Below are 16,865 nucleotides of genomic sequence, written 5' to 3'. Positions count from 1 at the left end.
GTCCAAAGCGCAGCGCACTCCATGCATCGCCATCTTCGCAATCCCGGGGGCAGATCGCGAGGCCGGTCGCCAAGGTGCGGGCACCGGACGGCGGATCGGCAATGAAGCGAAGCCGGCCCAGCTCGGCCCCCTCGGCCAGAACCTCGGCCTCGATCGGCGGCTCGGGTGCCACCGTCACGACATAGACCGCACCCTCTGTCCGGACCCAACTGGCCCAGGGATCGCGGAACACGGTGTCGAAAAGGTCGGCTTCCGCCACGTCTCCTGTTGCCCGCAGCACCCTGACCTGCTGCTGCCACGGTGGCAGCGGGCGCGGCTCGGGCTGGCCGGTCTGTTCGCGCAACGCGCGCAGAAGCTCGGGTCCGATGCCAGCGCCGGTATCAAGGATACGGGGCGGGTAAAGCACCGCGCCGGGCGGCACTTCGGCCGCCTCGGCGTCGATCACCATCACCCTGTCGGCCTCGGGCGGGCATGGCGGCGGCGCAATGATCCCGGCCTCGCCTCCCGCACGCTGCGCGATCCGGTCCAGTTGCTCGGCAAACCCCTCAGATGCGCGAATCGTCAGCGCATTGGCACCGGCTTCGCGCCGCACGGCATAACCCGCCCCGGCGGCGGCCACTGCTTCGGGGTTGAGGCTGTAGTCGTCGTGCGACAGGAATCCTGCACCCAGCAGCAGGCAGAAAAGACCCATGGCCACCGCCTACCAGACCACCGGTCCGGCCAATGCCGATTCCACCTCGGGCTCCGCCCCGGCTGCCAGCAGCCCCGACCGGAACATGCCGATCTGCGCCCAGACCCGTTCGGTCTGGCCATCGGTGAATTCGGTCATCCACTCGTCATCGCAATACCCCATGTAATTGTTGACCGGGCAGCGCGCCGACGACGGCTCGTTCGGACAGAGGTTGTAGGGCTGGCCCGCCTCGTCCGGCTTGCCGAAGACCGGTCCGGCGTGCGCCGGCGTGTCCGGGACATGGTCGCCCGGAGGGAAACAACCGCCCTGAAAAGTGTGGTAGAGCCCAAGCCAATGGCCCACCTCGTGGACCCCGGTCTTGCCCAAATTATAGTTCGCCGCGCTGCCGCCCGGCAGCGTGCCGTCCAGCATCACGACACCGTCCATCTTGGGGTCACCGTTCATGTCATGCGGGAAAGTCGCCCAGCCCAGGATGCCGCCGGCCGGCCGCGCGGTATAGAAGTTCAGCCCCTTCTCCGGCGCAATCGACTGGTGCATTTCCTTGCATTGGCGCTCAGCGGCAGAGCCGTGGCCCATGGCGAAGAACTGCGGATTGTCCACCTCGGTCACCTCGTCCTCGTCATAGGAAAAGGACACCCCGGTCGGTTCGAAGCATTCGTTCATCACCTGTATCTGATCCGCGCGCTGCTGCGCAGTGATAACGCCCTCGTCGCCGTTCACCACGTGGATAAACCGCACCGGAATCGTGACCTTCATCGTGCTTTCGGTGATCCGGCTGTTGGAGCGGAAGGTCTCTTCCAGATCGACCATGCGGGACAAATCCGCGCTCGAAATCTCATGCGTGGCGCAGCGCCGCCCAAGTGCCTCTTCTGCCATGTGAATACTCCTTCAAAACGTGTTGGTTTCAATCCGTTCTGCCGGTGCAATCCGGCAGTTGATCATACCACACTTCCCACTCGGACCTAAGCGCGCAACAGCCTCAGCGTGTGTTGGGTTGTCCGGGCTTGATGGCCTGCCGTGCGGGCGATCTTTGTCGATACCGCCACGCGACTATCAGGATCATCACAATTTCAACGATTTATGACTTACCTGCGCCCCCAGTCTGGCCTGCCATTCGGTTCGTTCGATGACCCGCCCGGTTAATTGTGTGACGCGCCGCACACCTCCAAGCAAGACCTCATGCAACTTTTGCGGATAATATGATAGGCTGCATGCACATTGATTCTTCGCGGGCAGGTTGTTCTTCCGCGTTTTCCATTCTGTCCCAAAAATCATTCAGATCGGATGTACTGCCATGAAGACCCCCCTTTTCGCCGGACTCACCACCGCTGCCGCAGCGCTTGCGCTGGCCACGCCGGCCACCTCGCAGGGTTGCGAAGCGCCCAGTGGCTGGACCACGCATGTTGATGTGCCGGCACCTGACAACACCACGCAACCGACGACCAATTGCGCTTTTCATGTCTGGGCGTGGAACACCTTCTTGTGGATGACCCAGCCGGCCGCCAGCGGCGACAGGCTGCGGTTCGAAACCTTCGCCACCATTGCCGAGCTTTTCGCCGACGACAGCGCGCCGATGCGGTTTGCCGCGCTGCCGCAGGAAAAGGTGCTGTCCCTGACCGTCCGCGTCAACAAGTCATTCGAGATGGAAGGACTGGACAGTATCTTTCAAGCCGGATCTCGCGGGGCACTGGTTCATGGGCCGGACAAGACATCCGGGCGCGCGCTTTATTATTCGCAGAACGTCGATCCGGCGTTCTTCGAATTCGTCCGCGACAACAAGTTCTACAAACCCGACGTCTATGCCGCCGCCCCCGACGACACGAATTTCCCGGTCGGCGCAATGGAGTTCAAGTATTCCTGGAAGATCGTCGAGGATGGCGATGACACCTCGACCTTCTACACCACCCCGGCAGAAATCTTCCTGTTGAAGGACGACAACGGCACCGTGGTCGTCGATCCCGGCAAGACCGACAAGGTCGAGGTCGCCCTGACCGGTGTGCACGTCGTGGGTGTTGTCGAGGGCCACCCGGAATTCATTTGGGCCACCTTCGAACACATCGGCAATGCTCCCGACCTGCCCGCAGGCATGTCGCAAAGCTCGGCCGACCCGGTTAGCAACGAGGACTTCACCTTCTATCACGCGGGCACCGCAGCCAAGGACAGCAACCAGAACAACGCCACCGACCTCAAACTGGTCGACGCGGAAACGCAGCTTCTGTCACCCACGGTCGACGTGTTCCGCGCCTTTGCCTACGGCGGCGGCTCTACTGACAATATCGAAGACATCAAAAGCCTCAATGCCTCGGTGCAGGGCGGCGTGGTGTCCGGCTCCGTCTGGCAGCACTACATGCTGGTCGGCGGTGTTTGGGGTCAGGCCAACAACCTGAAGCCCAATAGCAGCGTCGCGCCGCTGTTCGGATCGACCAGCCTCGCCAACGCGACCATGGAGACCTTCGATCAGCAGTTCCAAGGGGTCAACTGTTTCACCTGCCACACCACCTTCGGCAAGACCGCGGGCAATGTGACCCTGCCGCCCAAGAACATGAATCTCAGCCACATCATGGTGAACGGCTTCTTCAGCCAGAGCACCGGCAACTGAGCGGGAGACAGGCAGATGAGCAAGATCACAGACTGGACCTGGGCCGTCGCGGGCGATGCGCCGGTGGCCACATCGCGCACCGACGACATCTGGTTCTTTGACGCTAATCATGGCTGGCTGGTGAATTCGACCGGCGACGTGGCCGAGACGACCGACGGCGGCGAGACATGGCACAAGCGCGCCTTCATCGATCCCGGCACCCCCGGGTTTCCCTACCTGCGCTGCATGGGCTGGCCGAACCCCAAGACAGGTTGGATTGGCGCGGTCACCACTTTCAATTCCCAGAAAGACTTCCTGAAAATCCTGCTGCACAAGACCGAGGACGGCGGCAAGACCTGGACCGCGATGGACAACATGCCCGAGGAGTCGCCCGCCGGCATCTGCGGCATGTTTGCCGTCAGCGAAGACGTGGTCTATGGCGCCGGCACCAACAATCCCAGCCTGCCGGGCCCCGGCCTCGTCAAGACGGTTGATGGCGGCAAGTCCTGGACCTTCGTGGACCTGTCAAAGCACGCCGACAACCTGATTGACGTCTTCTTTCACGATGAACAGACCGGTTGGATCGTCGGCGGCAAGATCGACCCGAACTGCCCGAAAACTAAAAAGGGCTACGAGACCAACCCGCAGTACGCACAGTTGAAACCGGTGGTGCTCAAGACGACAGACGGCGGCCAGACCTGGGTCGACAAGGCCGCGGGCACCAAAGGCTACGACTGCGGCGAATGGGGCTGGAAAATCCAGTGGCTCGACGACCGGCACGGCTTTGTCAGCCTCGAAAATTTCACCGCGGCAGCCATCCTCGTGACCACCGACGGCGGCGAAAGCTGGACGCGAAAGCCGGTGAACGACAGCGCCGGCCAGCAGATCAACCTTGACCTTGAAGGTATCGGTTTCCTGACACCCGAACAGGGCTGGGTCGGCGGCTGGGGCAATGCTTTCGAAGGGCTGTTCAATTCAATGACCGAGGACGGCAGCGCCTCATGGACAGCGCAGAATAACGACCCTGCGCAGCCGGACTCAGACCCGCGCATTCGGGTCAACCGCTACCGTCTGATCGGCAACCCAGCAACCCTGGGCTTTTGCAGTGGCCACACCGTCTACAAGGGCGGACCCAAGGCTCACATGGAACCGATGAAAAAGATCGCCGCGGCCCGCCGCGCCGCACCCGCTCCTCCGGGCTTCGCCATGGCACATGTCCCCTATGACAGCCGCGGCTCAGTCGAGATCAGCTATGTTCTCGACGCGGATGCGGACAGCGTCTTCCTCGGGATCTGGAACCACTTCGCCTTCCATGTCCGCACGCTCGTCGATGGCGAAGCCCGCAAGAAGGGGCGTCACACCGTCGCCTGGGACGGTCGCAACGAAGACGGTGAGCGGCTTGGCGGCGGCATCTACATCTGCCGCCTGTCGGTGGATGGCAAGACCGGCGAAAGCCAGATGGTCCGCCTGCCCAATGCCTGAAACAACCAATCAATCAACGGAGGATGACATGCCTGTAACCTGGGATACCATCAAGGGATATTTCACCGAAATGGACGTGGACCACATGAAACAGGTCTCGTCGAGCTGGCCGCAGATCCTCGACCTGCACGACGAAAAGAGCGTGCTTCACTACGCGGCGCAAATCTACGACACGGTCAAGAGCGGCCGGATGCCGATCGGCGAACCGCGCTGGACCGAGGAAATGGTGTCCGACTTCGACTCGTGGTGGAAAAGTCAGGATCCGGATGCCGATGCCAAACGCATCGGCTGACCATTCCGGACACTCACCAACGCGCCCTGTCCTCCCGCGCGGGCTGATCTCTCTGGTCGGCAACGGCACGCCGCCGCCCGACCATTTTTCGCACCTCGGCCCGGGTGGCGAGATGGCCGAGCGCCCCTGCAACAGCCGCCCGCTGCATCCCTGTGTCCGCGAAACCCTGTCGGCGCTTGCCCAACATCCCGCGCCACGACTGCTGGAACTTGGCCCCGGTGCCGGTCACGCCGCCGCGCAGATGCGTCACCGGCTGCCCGGAGCCCGGATCGAGACGCTGTCGCTCACCCCTATCGACCCCTATCGCTGGCCTCTGCCCGGGTCGTCCGGCCCCCTGCCCTTCATCGACCATCAGGTGATCGGCGACCTTGCGGCGGGGCTGGCTGCGCTGACCGGTGGCTATGACCTGATCTATGACTGCCACGGACCGCTGTTCTGGCAGGTCACGGACTGCACCCGCTGCGGCGATCGCACCAAAGCGGAGCGTTTCTTGTCGGCTTTGCCACCCTTGCTCAGGGCTTCCGGACGGCTGGTCATCGCCGCCACCGATCCTCTCGGCTGGACCAGCCAGATACTGTCAGAAGCCGCGCCCGGTGCGCGCCTTGATCACCTGCCCAGGCATTTCCCGCGGACCGACATCCGCAGTCTGATCCTTGAACGGGTCGATGATCCGCCCGAATGATGCTTCGGCCACGCCGTGGCCCTCCGGGAGGCTCGGCAACAATCGCTCACCTTGTGTGAGCAAGACGCTTTGCCAATTCCGTCTTAGCGGATAGGATTTGATCATGAACCTGTCTGTTCCTGATACCACATCACGCCCGTCGACCGTTTCGGCGACCCAGTTGGCCTATGATGCGATCCGGAAGATGATTATCAGCGGCGAGCTCGCGCCGGGCGAAAAATTGAAGATTGTCCGTCTCAGCCACCACCTCCGTACCGGCGCTTCGCCGATACGCGAAGCATTGACGCTGCTGGTATCGGATCAGCTGGTGGAGCGTCTCGATCAGCGAGGATTTCGCGCCGCGCCGGTCAGTCAGGCCAATTTCGACGAAATCCTCATGCTGCGGTGCACGCTGGAAGAGATGGGCCTGCGCGACTCGCTGGCTGCGGCGGACGAGGGTTGGGAACAGGAAGTTCGACAAACCTTCCACGACATGACCCTTCATATCGGCATCGACACCGAAGCCTATGAGAAGGCGCACAAGAACTTCCACCTCGCTTTGCTTGCCCGATGCGGATCACCGCTCTTGCTGCGTTATGCCAGCCAGCTTTATGACCTCAATGTCCGTTACCGCAACCTTGCCGGGCGGTCGCGTGGCCACGTCGAGAGGGACATCCTTGGCGAACACCGCGACATCCTCGAAGCAGCGCTGGCACGCGACAGCGATCTGGCGGTTCAGCGTTTGCTGAGCCACTACCGGCAGACCGGCGTGCACCTCGACGAAAAACCCGACATCATGCAGGGCTGACTGGCGCCTGCAGCCCCTCCCCCCTCGGCTGGCGCAGGTAGTCAGGACGCCGAACCTCGCATTCGCCCGTGTGACAGCCGCTTGCTCCAACTTGTCTATCTGACCTTCCGGTGCCACCATCGGCCACCGTATCCGTCCGGCCTGCATCAGTGACACGACCAAGGCAACCCGTTACAGGCCCCGACGGACTGACATGGCTGCCCGGACAGGGAGGAACACGATGCACACACCGGATGATGCCGTGGCCCCGCGGACAACCACCGATGCCGTCTTCAAGATGCTGCATGACGAGATCGCCAGCCTGAAACTCTTGCCCGGGACCAAGATGTCCGAGGCCGAGGTGGCGCAGCGTATGGGTGTCTCGCGTCAGCCGGTCCGTGATGCCTTCAATCGGCTTGGCAACCTCGGCCTCCTGCTGATTCGGCCGCAACGCGCGACCGAGGTGCGCGGCTTTTCGATGCCGCAGATCGACAACGCCCGTTTCGTCCGCCTCGCCGTCGAACTTGAAGTCGTGAGCCATGCCTGCACGGTCTGGGATGACACCCGCGCAGCCGTGCTCGAGGACAACCTCGCGCGGCAACGCGCCGTCGTCGGGTCGGGGCCGCCGGAAGAGTTCCACGCGCTCGACTACCATTTTCACAAGCTGATCTGCGAGCTTGCGGGCCTTCCCCTGGCATTCGAAACCGTCGAGCGGTGCAAGCGCGAGGTCGACCGTCTGTGCGTGCTCAGCCTGCGCCGCTCGGATGAGGTGACCGCGGTGATGGACGATCACGAGCAGATCGCACAGGCGCTGCGGGACGGCTCTGAAGACAGCGCCCGTGCCACGATCCGTCGTCACCTTGGCCGATTGGATGATACCATCCGCGAGATCCACGAAGCTCACCGGGAGTACTTCGAATAGGGCTCAGTCTGCGTCCTGACCCTCTGCCAGCGTCTCCACCGCTCCGGGTTCGACGTCTGCGGCGATCATGACTTCGGCGGAGATCGGAAAATGGTCCGATCCGACATGCGGCCCCCGGTCGAAGGATACGAGGTGTACGCCCTCGGTGACGTAAAGCTGATCGATCGGAAAACGCAGGAACGGGTGGTTCGCATCGAAGCTTGGGATCGTGCCACGGCCGACGCGCGGGTCCTTGAACTGGCCGTGATGCTTGTAGCGTTCGGCAGTCCAGGACCAGGCCACATCATTGAAATCACCCATCACCACCGCCGGCAGATCGGCGTCGTGCACTAGGTCCGACGCCTTGACGATCTGCGCATCGCGCGTGTCGGTATCGGTGCCCGGAACGGGCGGGCGCGGATGCAGACCGAGAAACAGGAAGTCGCGTCCGGTATCATCCCGTAACCGGGCCAGCGCCGCCGGGGTCTCGTCGTCGACCGGATAGACGATCTCTGCCATTTCGACAGGAAGCCGCGTGGCAAAGATCATCCCGTAGAAATTGCTCAGCGGTTCCCTGAGGACCGTGTCGTAGGTCGCGAGCGTATCGTGAAGGGCCCGGTTCCAGCCCTCGTCGGTCTCCATCAGCAGCAGCACATCAGGTTTTTCACGCTCGATTAGCCCGATCACCTTGGCATAGTCGCGGTTGTCCATCAGCACGTTCAAGGCCAGCAAGGACACCACCGGCCCGCCCTCAGGTTGGGTGAAGGCAATCTCGGTCTTGGCTATGGGGGTGAATGGGTAGATCTTGGCACCCTGCACGACGATCGCACCGGTCAGGATCACCAAGGGGATCACGGCCTTGGTCCGCATGGTCAGGATGGATAGCACGGCCGCGACCAAGGCCACGACAATGATGTGATACCTCGGGAAATCCCACATCCGTATCCACCATTCGGTCGACCCGGACAGCGGCAGCAAGGTTACGACGGCGACCAGAAAAATCGCCAGCCAGACAAGCCCGGCAAGGCCCCGCTTCAGCATCCCCTACCCTGCCCGGACCGGACGGGTGACGGGTCGGTCCAGTTCCTGCCGCAGCAAGGCAACATTGCGCTTGTTGGCCTTGAAGAACACGTCGAACAGGTCCCCCAACACCGGGATTGCGCCGATGGTAAAATCGATCCCGGTATTGATCGCCATCTTGGCCATCGTCCGCCGCCGCGCGCCCAGCTGATGACCTCGGTACAGGAGGTAAAGCGCCGGCCCCACGGTGACCACGTCGCCGACACCCGGGATCAACCCCAAGACGCCATCCAGCCCAAAGCGGATCGACGTGCCCGGCACGCGAAACTTGCTATCGAGCAGCGTCGACAGGCGATCGAGGTCCTGAAGCGCCTTCTGGCGTTCGGGCGTTGTGTCGGGTACGGGTTGGGTAAGGGGCTCTGTGGTCAAGGCGTGTCCTCGGGCAAAAATGTCGGCGCTCGTGGCTTAAACGCCACCGCACGTCTTGGGTTCCTTGGGCCGCATGGCTCTGCGTTTGTGACCCGCTCGATAATTCTTCTGACTGAACCATCCTTTAATCGAAGGTGCTTAGTTCACAACCTTCCTAAAACTGAATAGATTGGCGCGATGCCGGCAGGAAAGCTCAGGACGCCCAGCAATACTTGGAGAATACGAAACGCAGGCGGTTTGCAGACAACGCCGCTAAGATGTCGCGAATCCAGTCCAATGCCCGTAATGTGATAGAGGTCACAGCCAATTCCGGAGGCCGGCACCCTGTCCGCGTCAGTATTGTCGACTCCTCTCTAAAGGAACGCAAATTAAACTACTGTAAACAATGACTTTTGGCAGATGCACCCTGCAGAGCGTCGCTTACGTTCATGCAAAAGCTGCATTGAACATGTGGATAAGTTAACACGCTAAACCGCGCATCACATTCGAAACTTGTCATGCGAGTTATGACGCTACCAGACAAAGCTCATTACCGTTCGGTCCAAGGAATGCACATCTTTCAATAAATTGATCGTTCTTTGGTCGTAAAAGCTTCGTCAATCCCCGTAATTCGCCGGCGCCAGACCTTTCCATTCAAATTACCAGATGGTAAGTGGTTAAAAAATAGTTAAGGTGATTCAGTCCACGGGAGATATCAGTGTTCGACTTTGACACCGCAACCGTCGCCATACCGCAACGCGATGTCCCGACCAATTCTTTTGATCTTGCCGATCAGCGCCGTACCTTCCAGATCGCAAAACGTTCGTTTGACGTGGCCTTCAGCCTGTTGCTTTTGCCGATGATCGCCCTCGTCACACTGGTGATTTTCGTATTGAACCCTTTTTTCAACCAAGGCCCACTGTTTTATGTGCAGCCGCGCATGGGCCGCGGTTGCAAGGCCTTTCCGGCGCTCAAGTTCCGCAGCATGACGGTCGCGGCGCGTATTGCGCGCGGACCAAATGATCCGCTCGAGGTCACCCGCATCACGCGGCTCGGCGCATTTTTGCGCAGATCACGTCTCGACGAACTGCCGCAAGTCCTTAACGTGCTGCGCGGCGACATGAGCTTGATCGGTCCGCGCCCTGACTACTTCCACCACGCACGCCATTTCCTGCGGACCGTCCCCGGCTATCGCGCGCGTCACAATGTGCGTCCGGGCATCAGCGGGCTGGCCCAGACCCAGCTCGGTTACGCGCAGGGAATCGACGCGACCGTCGCCAAGACCCGCGCTGACCTGTACTATATTCAACACGCCTGCCTGCGGCTCGAGCTTTGGTTGTTCTGGCGCACGCTGGTGACTGTCTTTGGCCGCCACGGGGCCTGACCTTCTTGTGCGTTGCTGACGTCCGGACGATATGACACTACCGCGAGTGCAGATTCATGGATGACGGCGCGCGAATGTTAGAGAAGTCCCAAGGTGGCTACCGTCCCGGCAGCCGCTTCACACCGATACAGCAAGCTGCGGTTCCGCAGGACGATGGCGACGACGAGATCGATCTGCTGGCGCTGGCCGGTGCCCTGTGGCGTGGAAAATGGATAATTGCGGCCTGCGCCACGATTCTGATGCTGATCGGCGGCTACTATGCCTTCTGGATCGCCGAGCCGAAGTACCGCGCGAACGCCCAGCTGGCGTTGCAGATCCGAAATGAGAACGTCGTCGATCTGGAAAGCGTCGTCTCCGGCGTCTCGACCGAGACCAGCGCCATCAACACCGAGTTGGAAGTCATCCGATCCAGTGAGCTTCTGGCCAAGCTGGTCGACCGGCTGGACCTGACCCGGGATCCGGAGTTCAACGGCGCCCTTCGGCCGGCGCCGGCCTTCTCGCTTGCTCATGTGAAAAATGCGATCAGGTCGGTGGTGGCCCCTGCCCCCGTGGCCGACCCCACGGTGCTTCCAGAAGATGCCACGGAAGACCCGGCCGTGACCCGCACGATCGGCGCGGTACGCAGCGCGGTCTCGGCGTCGAACCAACGCAACACCTACATCTTCAACATCAGCGCCACGACGCAGAGCCCACGGAAATCGGCCCTGATCGCCAATACCCTCGCCGACCTGTACATTCAGGATCAGATCGACGTGAAGTTTCAGGCAACCGAAAACGCGGTGGCCTGGCTCTCCGAACGGGTGATCGACCTCGAGACCGAATTAAAGGACCGCGAAAACGCGATCAAGGAACTGCGCGCGGAAACCGACCTCGTCAATGTCGAGGCGCTGCAAGCGCTGAACCTTCAGTCCAAAGACGTCCGCGACCGCCTGTCTGAAACCCGTGCCACCGTCGCCCTCCTGACCGCCCGTGTCGAGACACTGGCAACCCTGCGTCAGGACGGCGACCTGCGCGCAATGGCTGCCGCTGCCGAAGACCCGACGCTAGATCGGCTGGCCACGCGCACGGATAACGCGGCCTCGAACCGTGACCTGTTCATGGATCGTTTCGATTTGCTGATCACCCGCGAGGAAAATGCGCTGGAGCGTGCCGAGCAGCAGATCGATGCGCTCGAGTCGTCATTCTCGCGCCTGCAGGAGCAGATCGAGCAGCAATCCGCAGACCTCGTCAAGCTTCAGCAGCTCGAGCGCGAGACCGAGGCCACACGGACACTCTACGAGACCTTCCTCACCCGGCTCAAGGAAACCACCGTGCAGCGCGGGTTGCAGCAGGCTGACAGCCGCATCCTGTCCAAGGCCACTCCGGGGCAGTACGTCGAGCCACGGAAATCGCGCATTCTGGCGCTCTGCCTGATTCTGGGCGCAATGATCGGCGCCGGGATCGTGCTGATGCGGCAGATGCTGCACAACGGTTTCCGCACGCCCGAAGATCTTGAAGCGACGACGGGCATCGCCGTCTTCGGCCAGATCCCGAAGATGCCGATCAATAAGCGTAACAGCCTTGTCCGCTATCTCAACGATAAGCCGACCTCGGCCGCCGCCGAGGCGATCCGCAATCTGCGCACCTCGGTCCTGCTGTCGGACGTCGACCACACGCCGCAAGTGATCATGTCGACGTCAGCCCTGCCCGGCGAAGGCAAGACCACGCAGTCCATCTCGCTGGCGCACAACCTGTCGGGTCTGGGCAAGAAGGTGATACTGGTTGAAGGTGATATCCGCCGACGCACCTTCGCCGAGTATTTCGACTTCGGAGACAGCAAGGGCGGCCTCGTCTCGGCGATGACCGGCGACAAGCCGCTTTCGGATTTGATCGTGCAAGCACCGGGCATGGACGTCGATGTGCTGCGCGGCGAAAAGGCCAGCGTGAACGCCGCCGACCTGTTTTCGTCGGAACGGTTCCGCGAATTCCTCAGCGACCTGCGCGAGTCCTATGACTACATCGTCATCGACACGCCGCCGGTGCTGGTCGTGCCGGATGCCAGGGTGATCGGCCAGTTCGCCGACGCCATCATCTTTTCGGTCGCCTGGGACAGGACCAGCAAGACCCAGGTCAGCGACGCCCTTCGGCAGTTCAATTCGGTCGGCCTGCGGGTCCATGGTCTGGTCATGGCGCAAATCGATCCGAAGGGGATGAAACGCTACGGCTATGGCGGGAGATACGGGGCCTATTCGGCCTACGGCAAAGGCTATTACGACGCGGGCTGACGGCTCGGGTCGCACCATCCCTACCAGTGCCGAGCCTTATGGCGGTGACATGGCCGCCCATGCCGAACTGTCCCGGACGTGATCCGGGACCTCCTGTCCAGCTTCAAGGTCACGCCCCGGATCAGATCCGGGGCAGCCATCGAGATGTTACTGCACAGCCCCGGTAGCCAAGCTGATCAGCGGCGGGAAGAATTGGCGCAGGGCGCGGTTCCACTTGGTGATCGGCTGTTCTTCGATAAAGACCACGTCGTTGGGACGCATCTGCATTTGCGTCGCAATGGTGATGTTCGCGGCGTTGCCCGCATCAAGGTGCCACGCCGTCACCGCGCCGAACTCTGCCGGGTTGTCCGACGCGCGCAGCACATAGATATGCCCCGGATTTCCGGTCTCGGTGCTGAACCCGCCCTTGTCATAAAGCACATCCGCAAGCGTTGCCTGACGTCCGTATGGCAGGGTGAACCGGCTCTGGCTGTTCACCTCGCCGGCCAGATAGACATAGTCCCGCGCCTCGGCATCCAACGCCACCCTTGACTGGAAGTTGCTGCGCTGCTCGCCAAGCGACGCGCGGCGGTGCCCGATCTCGGCCTGCAATTGCGCGATCGCCTGCGACCGTGCCTGATTGCGGACGTTGATGATCTCGATCTTCTGACGATAGAAGGCCAGCGCCCGGTCGAGGTCATAGGTGGTGTCGACATAGATCGCATCACCCGCCACCAGCCGAGTGGTCTGCAATTCGGGCCGGTTGTAAAAGTCGCGGACCGGGATCTGATACAGTGTACCGTCGCGGTAGAGCCGGACCGAGGCGAACTCTTCGTCCTGCGTCGACACTCCCCCGGCCGCCGTCAGCACCTCTCCCAGATTGGGCGTATTCAGTGTCACAGGCACCACGGTGGGACTGGCCACTGCGCCGCCAACGACGATCTTCTTGGAGTTGAACTCCGCGATCTCGAGCGAGAAATCCGGATCCACCTGGTTTTCAACCAGCCGGCGGAACAGGCGCGCCTCGGCCTCTTCCAGCGTCATGCCGGCGACCGAAACGGTGCCGACGTCGGGGATCGAGATCGCGCCGTCCTCGCGCACGGTGAAACCCTGCCGCTGGTTCTGCACCGCCAGCAGACCCGAAAGTTCCTGGATGGTGCTCGCGCCGCCCTTGGTGGCCAGCAGCAGAACGTCGCCGACACCGATCCGGTACGGCTCGACCGGCGGGTCCGAAGGCAGCCGCAAGGTCAGCGAGCCGCGGGTTTCGGTCGGCACATAGGGCGCGGGCGGGATCGCCGCAGTGGCCTGCGCGGTGCCGCCGCCGGTGCCGATATAGAACACCTCGGGCAGGCTGCGCGGCTGATAAGGCGCACGGTTGGCGACCAGCACGCTTTGGGTGCTCAGCGGCAGCACGCGCACCTTGGCGCCTGCGGCCTGTTCCTTGACCGTGGGGCTTGTGTAGGTCACCCCGCAGGCCGACGGCAACGCCAGGATCAGGGCGAGCCCTCCCATCCGTAACAGTCCGTTCATGTCACACCCCCTCATTCCTTGTGGCCCTCAGCGGACCAGTCGTTCGGTCAGCAGATACCCGGCAAAGGGGCTGACCCATTGTTGCGATTTCCACATTACGCCGCCGCCCGTCCAATAGCGGTTCACCACCGTCAGGTCGGTTGAATGGCAGGTCTCCTCGACCCGCGTCGTGGCGTGAAGGTGGTCGAATATTTCGATGGTCTCGGGACGCCTGTCGGTAATCAGGCAGCGAAACGCGCGATACCGAGTCTGATGTTTGCCGTCCAGATAGGTGTGGAACCGCGAATGATAGCGCCCTGCCCCGCCGGCCAGCGCCCGCCGCGTGCCCGAGACATCCGCCGTAATCAGGTCCTGGCCGAGCCCGCGCGTCGCCACGATCAGCCCGTCTTGGAAGCTCAACCCCACACGGTCGGCGGTGAGCCAAGTGACGACATCGCCGTTCTGTCCGCCCCGCACCAGCGAGGCCGCGGTGCCGAGGCTGGCCAACTCTGCGAAGATCAGCGGTTGCTGCACGGTGTCCAGCTGCGCACGATCGATCTGGCCGCGCACGTCCGGCTGGTTACGCGCACAAGCCGCCAGCGCCAGCAGGCAAAGAAACAGCACACGGATCATCGCCAGAACCTCCCCCAGCCGTCGCGCAGGGCGGGCTGGTGGGTGTCGCGGATCGTCTCGTAAAGCCGATCGTTGACATGCACCCGCGCGCCGCCGTCCCGCGTCACCGGACGAATGGTGGTGGAATAGGTGTCGCGCCGGGCCTGCCCCGTGACCCAGCCGATCGGTACGGTGATGCGGATACCCTTGTCGAAAGAGCCTTCGCCGAAGGTCTCGAAAGGCACATCGGTGAGGGTCGCGAATGCACCCACGGACCATCCGTTCCTGAAAGTGCGGTCCAGCGACAGCGTCGCGCCCCAATCGCCAGCAAGATAACGCCCGGCATCCACCTGTGCGTGGTAGCCGTTGCCAAAATCGTAATAGACCGAGCCATGCCCCGTCGCGACTTCGTAATCGCGGAATCCGAACAGTTGGTCGAAATTCCGCTGCCGGACGTAGTTCAGCTCAGCCCCGACAGCCAGACGACTGTCCACCGGCTTCCACAGTAGTTCGGTCGAAAGCCCGCCGTATTGCGTTTCAAGGTACCCGGCGGTGACCCGGCCATAGAGGTTCGCGCCCGGTTTGAAGTAATACGACCCGGTCAGATGCTTCAGCGCCGGATCGCCGAACTTTTCGTATTTGTTGAAGTCCGACCGCACATGCGGCAGCACCGAGGTCGACGCCCGTGTCGACTCGCTCAGGTTGCCGAAAAGCTTCTTGCGCACCGCACCCTGAACCACGAACCCGGTCAATGGCTCGATCCGGGCGCCGACTTCGATGCCTGCATCACCGCGGAACGGGTTGTCGGGGTCGAAGAAACTGGTAGCGAAGTACGGACCGATGTCATAATCGAAAAAGGGATAGCGCCCCGGAACCGGATCCAGCCCGCCGGTCGCGCTTTCGATCCCGGCGCGTGCATAGCTGCTCCAGGCATTGTCGAGTTCGAACTCCAGCCGCTCCAGATCGCTGCGCCGGATCGTCGCCATGGCACCCGCAATGCCGTTGGTGACAGGCAACACCTCGAACATCTCGATCTGCGCAGGCAGCACACCGGTCATCGCCCGCGCCGCGCGTCCGATGGCCTGAGCCTGCGTCATGTAGGTACGATTGTCGATCTCGATCCGCGCGGTGTCGCCCTGCACCGTCAGCCCGTGCAGGCCCAGTCCGTATTGCTGCAACACCTGCGCGGCCTGCCGGTGAAGCTCGTTGGTTGCGCCAACCGGGTAGGTTTCACCCCAGCCCAGTGTCGATGCGTTGGTTCGCGGAACCACCGTAGGCGGTGCCTTTTCGGTGCCGCTGTAGGCAGGAGAGTTCTTGGGATTGAGCGTGAAGGTCAGCTGTACCCCGACCTCGGAGCCATAGAGATAATGCGCCTTGAAGTTGATGTTCTTGCGCGCCTGATAGCTGACACCGACATTGAACGGGCTGGCGTAGTCGAAGGTAGCCCCGTCCTCCAGTTCGTAGCGGTCACTCGAATATTCCGCCGTCAGCTTCCACCGGTCGGTGACCTGGTACTCGACGCCGCCAAAGAACGCCGCGTCGCCCCGAAAGATTTCGCTCGCCTCCACCAGACCGCCCTGGTTGCCGACGCGCTCTTCCCGGGTGCTGAATCCGTCGTTGATCCCGGCAAGCGGGTTCCGGAACCCGCCGACCCCCCCCAGACGGCCCCAACCGATGCCACCGGTGACGCGCAGTTGCGGTGTGATCGTCTTGCTGGCGGCAATGTATTCCGACCGGTAGACCCCCGTCCCCAGAAAATCGTTCAGCCCGACCGCCAGCGCCGGCCACCTCTCGCTTTCTTCCGCCAGTTGATACTGGATCGAGAAACTGCGGTCGAAACGGAAACTTCCGGAGGTGCCGAGATCAGGCCCCGAGTCCGGGTCCATGTCGTTCAGCAGCGAATAGCGGAAGCTCCCCGACAGGCGCGGCGCGATCTGGAAGGTCAGCGTATTGCGCTTGGTGTTTTTAGAATAGCTGAAGGTATAGGCCAGTTCCCCGTCGGGCAGCGCGTGACCCGTCGGCATTTCGATCAAACCTGCATACCCATAGGTGTTGTACCCGGTCGCAAGCTGCGGCTCGGCCGCTGCCGAGACACTCGCAAAAACAGCGCAAAGCGATATAATGCGGGCTCTCAAATCGACTGTCCTCAGTTCAATCTTCGGCAACCTAGACGCGCTGAACACCGAGTACACGGGGCCGTCTTCATCTCAATCCGGATACACCACATCTTGTGACGGTTTTGTCACGCGATTCGAGACCTGCCGTTGCGCAGCAAGAAATTGCAAGCTTGCCAATTC

General features: G+C 62.1%; 15 protein-coding genes. 8 read left to right on the top strand and 7 right to left on the bottom strand.

Going from position 1 to position 16,865, the window contains the following annotated elements; genetic code table 11:
- Both AC04PT_RS16780 and AC04PT_RS16775 read right to left on the bottom strand, forming a co-directional pair.
- The coding region (locus AC04PT_RS16780) for a hypothetical protein (protein ID WP_482874883.1) at positions 1-691 on the bottom strand (691 nt) is incomplete at its 3' end.
- 9 nt (positions 692-700) lie between these two features.
- Complete coding sequence (locus AC04PT_RS16775) at positions 701-1,567, bottom strand: zinc metalloprotease (RefSeq protein ID WP_482874882.1); 867 nt, start codon at positions 1,565-1,567, stop codon at positions 701-703.
- A 418-nt stretch (positions 1,568-1,985) separates the two neighbouring features.
- Here AC04PT_RS16775 and AC04PT_RS16770 point away from each other — a divergent pair, with 418 nt between their 5' ends.
- From AC04PT_RS16770 to AC04PT_RS16745, 6 genes are all read left to right on the top strand, one after another.
- Entirely contained in the window at positions 1,986-3,290 is a 1,305-nt protein-coding gene (locus tag AC04PT_RS16770) for a hypothetical protein (RefSeq protein ID WP_482874881.1), read from the top strand.
- A 15-nt stretch (positions 3,291-3,305) separates the two neighbouring features.
- On the top strand, positions 3,306-4,751 hold the full coding sequence (locus AC04PT_RS16765) for a WD40/YVTN/BNR-like repeat-containing protein (RefSeq protein ID WP_482874880.1): 1,446 nt from the start codon (positions 3,306-3,308) through the stop codon (positions 4,749-4,751).
- A gap of 28 nt (positions 4,752-4,779) precedes the next feature.
- Entirely contained in the window at positions 4,780-5,043 is a 264-nt protein-coding gene (locus AC04PT_RS16760) for a hypothetical protein (RefSeq protein ID WP_482874879.1), read from the top strand.
- Positions 5,024-5,725 (top strand): hypothetical protein, encoded by a 702-nt coding sequence (locus tag AC04PT_RS16755; RefSeq protein WP_482874878.1) that lies wholly within the window; start codon positions 5,024-5,026, stop codon positions 5,723-5,725. Before AC04PT_RS16760 ends, AC04PT_RS16755 begins: the two co-directional genes overlap by 20 nt.
- Before the next feature lie 103 nt (positions 5,726-5,828).
- Entirely contained in the window at positions 5,829-6,512 is a 684-nt protein-coding gene (locus tag AC04PT_RS16750) for a GntR family transcriptional regulator (RefSeq protein WP_482874877.1), read from the top strand.
- Positions 6,513-6,732: 220 nt separating this feature from the next.
- Positions 6,733-7,413, top strand: coding sequence for a GntR family transcriptional regulator (locus AC04PT_RS16745; protein WP_482874876.1), 681 nt, complete (start codon positions 6,733-6,735; stop codon positions 7,411-7,413).
- A 3-nt stretch (positions 7,414-7,416) separates the two neighbouring features.
- Here AC04PT_RS16745 and AC04PT_RS16740 read toward each other — a convergent pair whose 3' ends face one another.
- A complete protein-coding gene (locus AC04PT_RS16740) occupies positions 7,417-8,433 on the bottom strand; it encodes an endonuclease/exonuclease/phosphatase family protein (RefSeq protein ID WP_482874875.1) in 1,017 nt (338 codons plus the stop codon).
- A 3-nt stretch (positions 8,434-8,436) separates the two neighbouring features.
- On the bottom strand, positions 8,437-8,841 hold the full coding sequence (locus AC04PT_RS16735) for a DUF4112 domain-containing protein (protein ID WP_482874874.1): 405 nt from the start codon (positions 8,839-8,841) through the stop codon (positions 8,437-8,439).
- Positions 8,842-9,538: 697 nt separating this feature from the next.
- Between AC04PT_RS16735 and AC04PT_RS16730 the strand changes: the two genes are divergently transcribed.
- Entirely contained in the window at positions 9,539-10,204 is a 666-nt protein-coding gene (locus tag AC04PT_RS16730; RefSeq protein ID WP_482874873.1) for a sugar transferase, read from the top strand.
- Positions 10,205-10,278: 74 nt separating this feature from the next.
- Entirely contained in the window at positions 10,279-12,468 is a 2,190-nt protein-coding gene (locus AC04PT_RS16725; RefSeq protein ID WP_482874872.1) for a GumC family protein, read from the top strand.
- Positions 12,469-12,615: 147 nt separating this feature from the next.
- Here AC04PT_RS16725 and AC04PT_RS16720 read toward each other — a convergent pair whose 3' ends face one another.
- Genes AC04PT_RS16720 through AC04PT_RS16710 form a run of 3 tightly spaced genes read right to left on the bottom strand, consistent with a single transcriptional unit; the run spans position 12,616 to position 16,751 of the window.
- Entirely contained in the window at positions 12,616-13,977 is a 1,362-nt protein-coding gene (locus AC04PT_RS16720) for a polysaccharide biosynthesis/export family protein (protein WP_482874871.1), read from the bottom strand.
- Between the two features lie 27 nt (positions 13,978-14,004).
- Positions 14,005-14,589: a YjbF family lipoprotein gene (locus tag AC04PT_RS16715; protein WP_482874870.1), complete on the bottom strand. Its 585-nt coding sequence runs from the start codon at positions 14,587-14,589 to the stop codon at positions 14,005-14,007.
- Positions 14,586-16,751: a YjbH domain-containing protein gene (locus tag AC04PT_RS16710; RefSeq protein WP_482874869.1), complete on the bottom strand. Its 2,166-nt coding sequence runs from the start codon at positions 16,749-16,751 to the stop codon at positions 14,586-14,588. The genes AC04PT_RS16715 and AC04PT_RS16710 overlap by 4 nt, the downstream gene beginning before the upstream one ends.
- Positions 16,752-16,865 lie beyond the last annotated feature (114 nt).

Source organism: Litorisediminivivens sp. KMU-197, from assembly GCF_056858395.1.
This window is presented reverse-complemented; position numbering and strand designations above follow the sequence as displayed.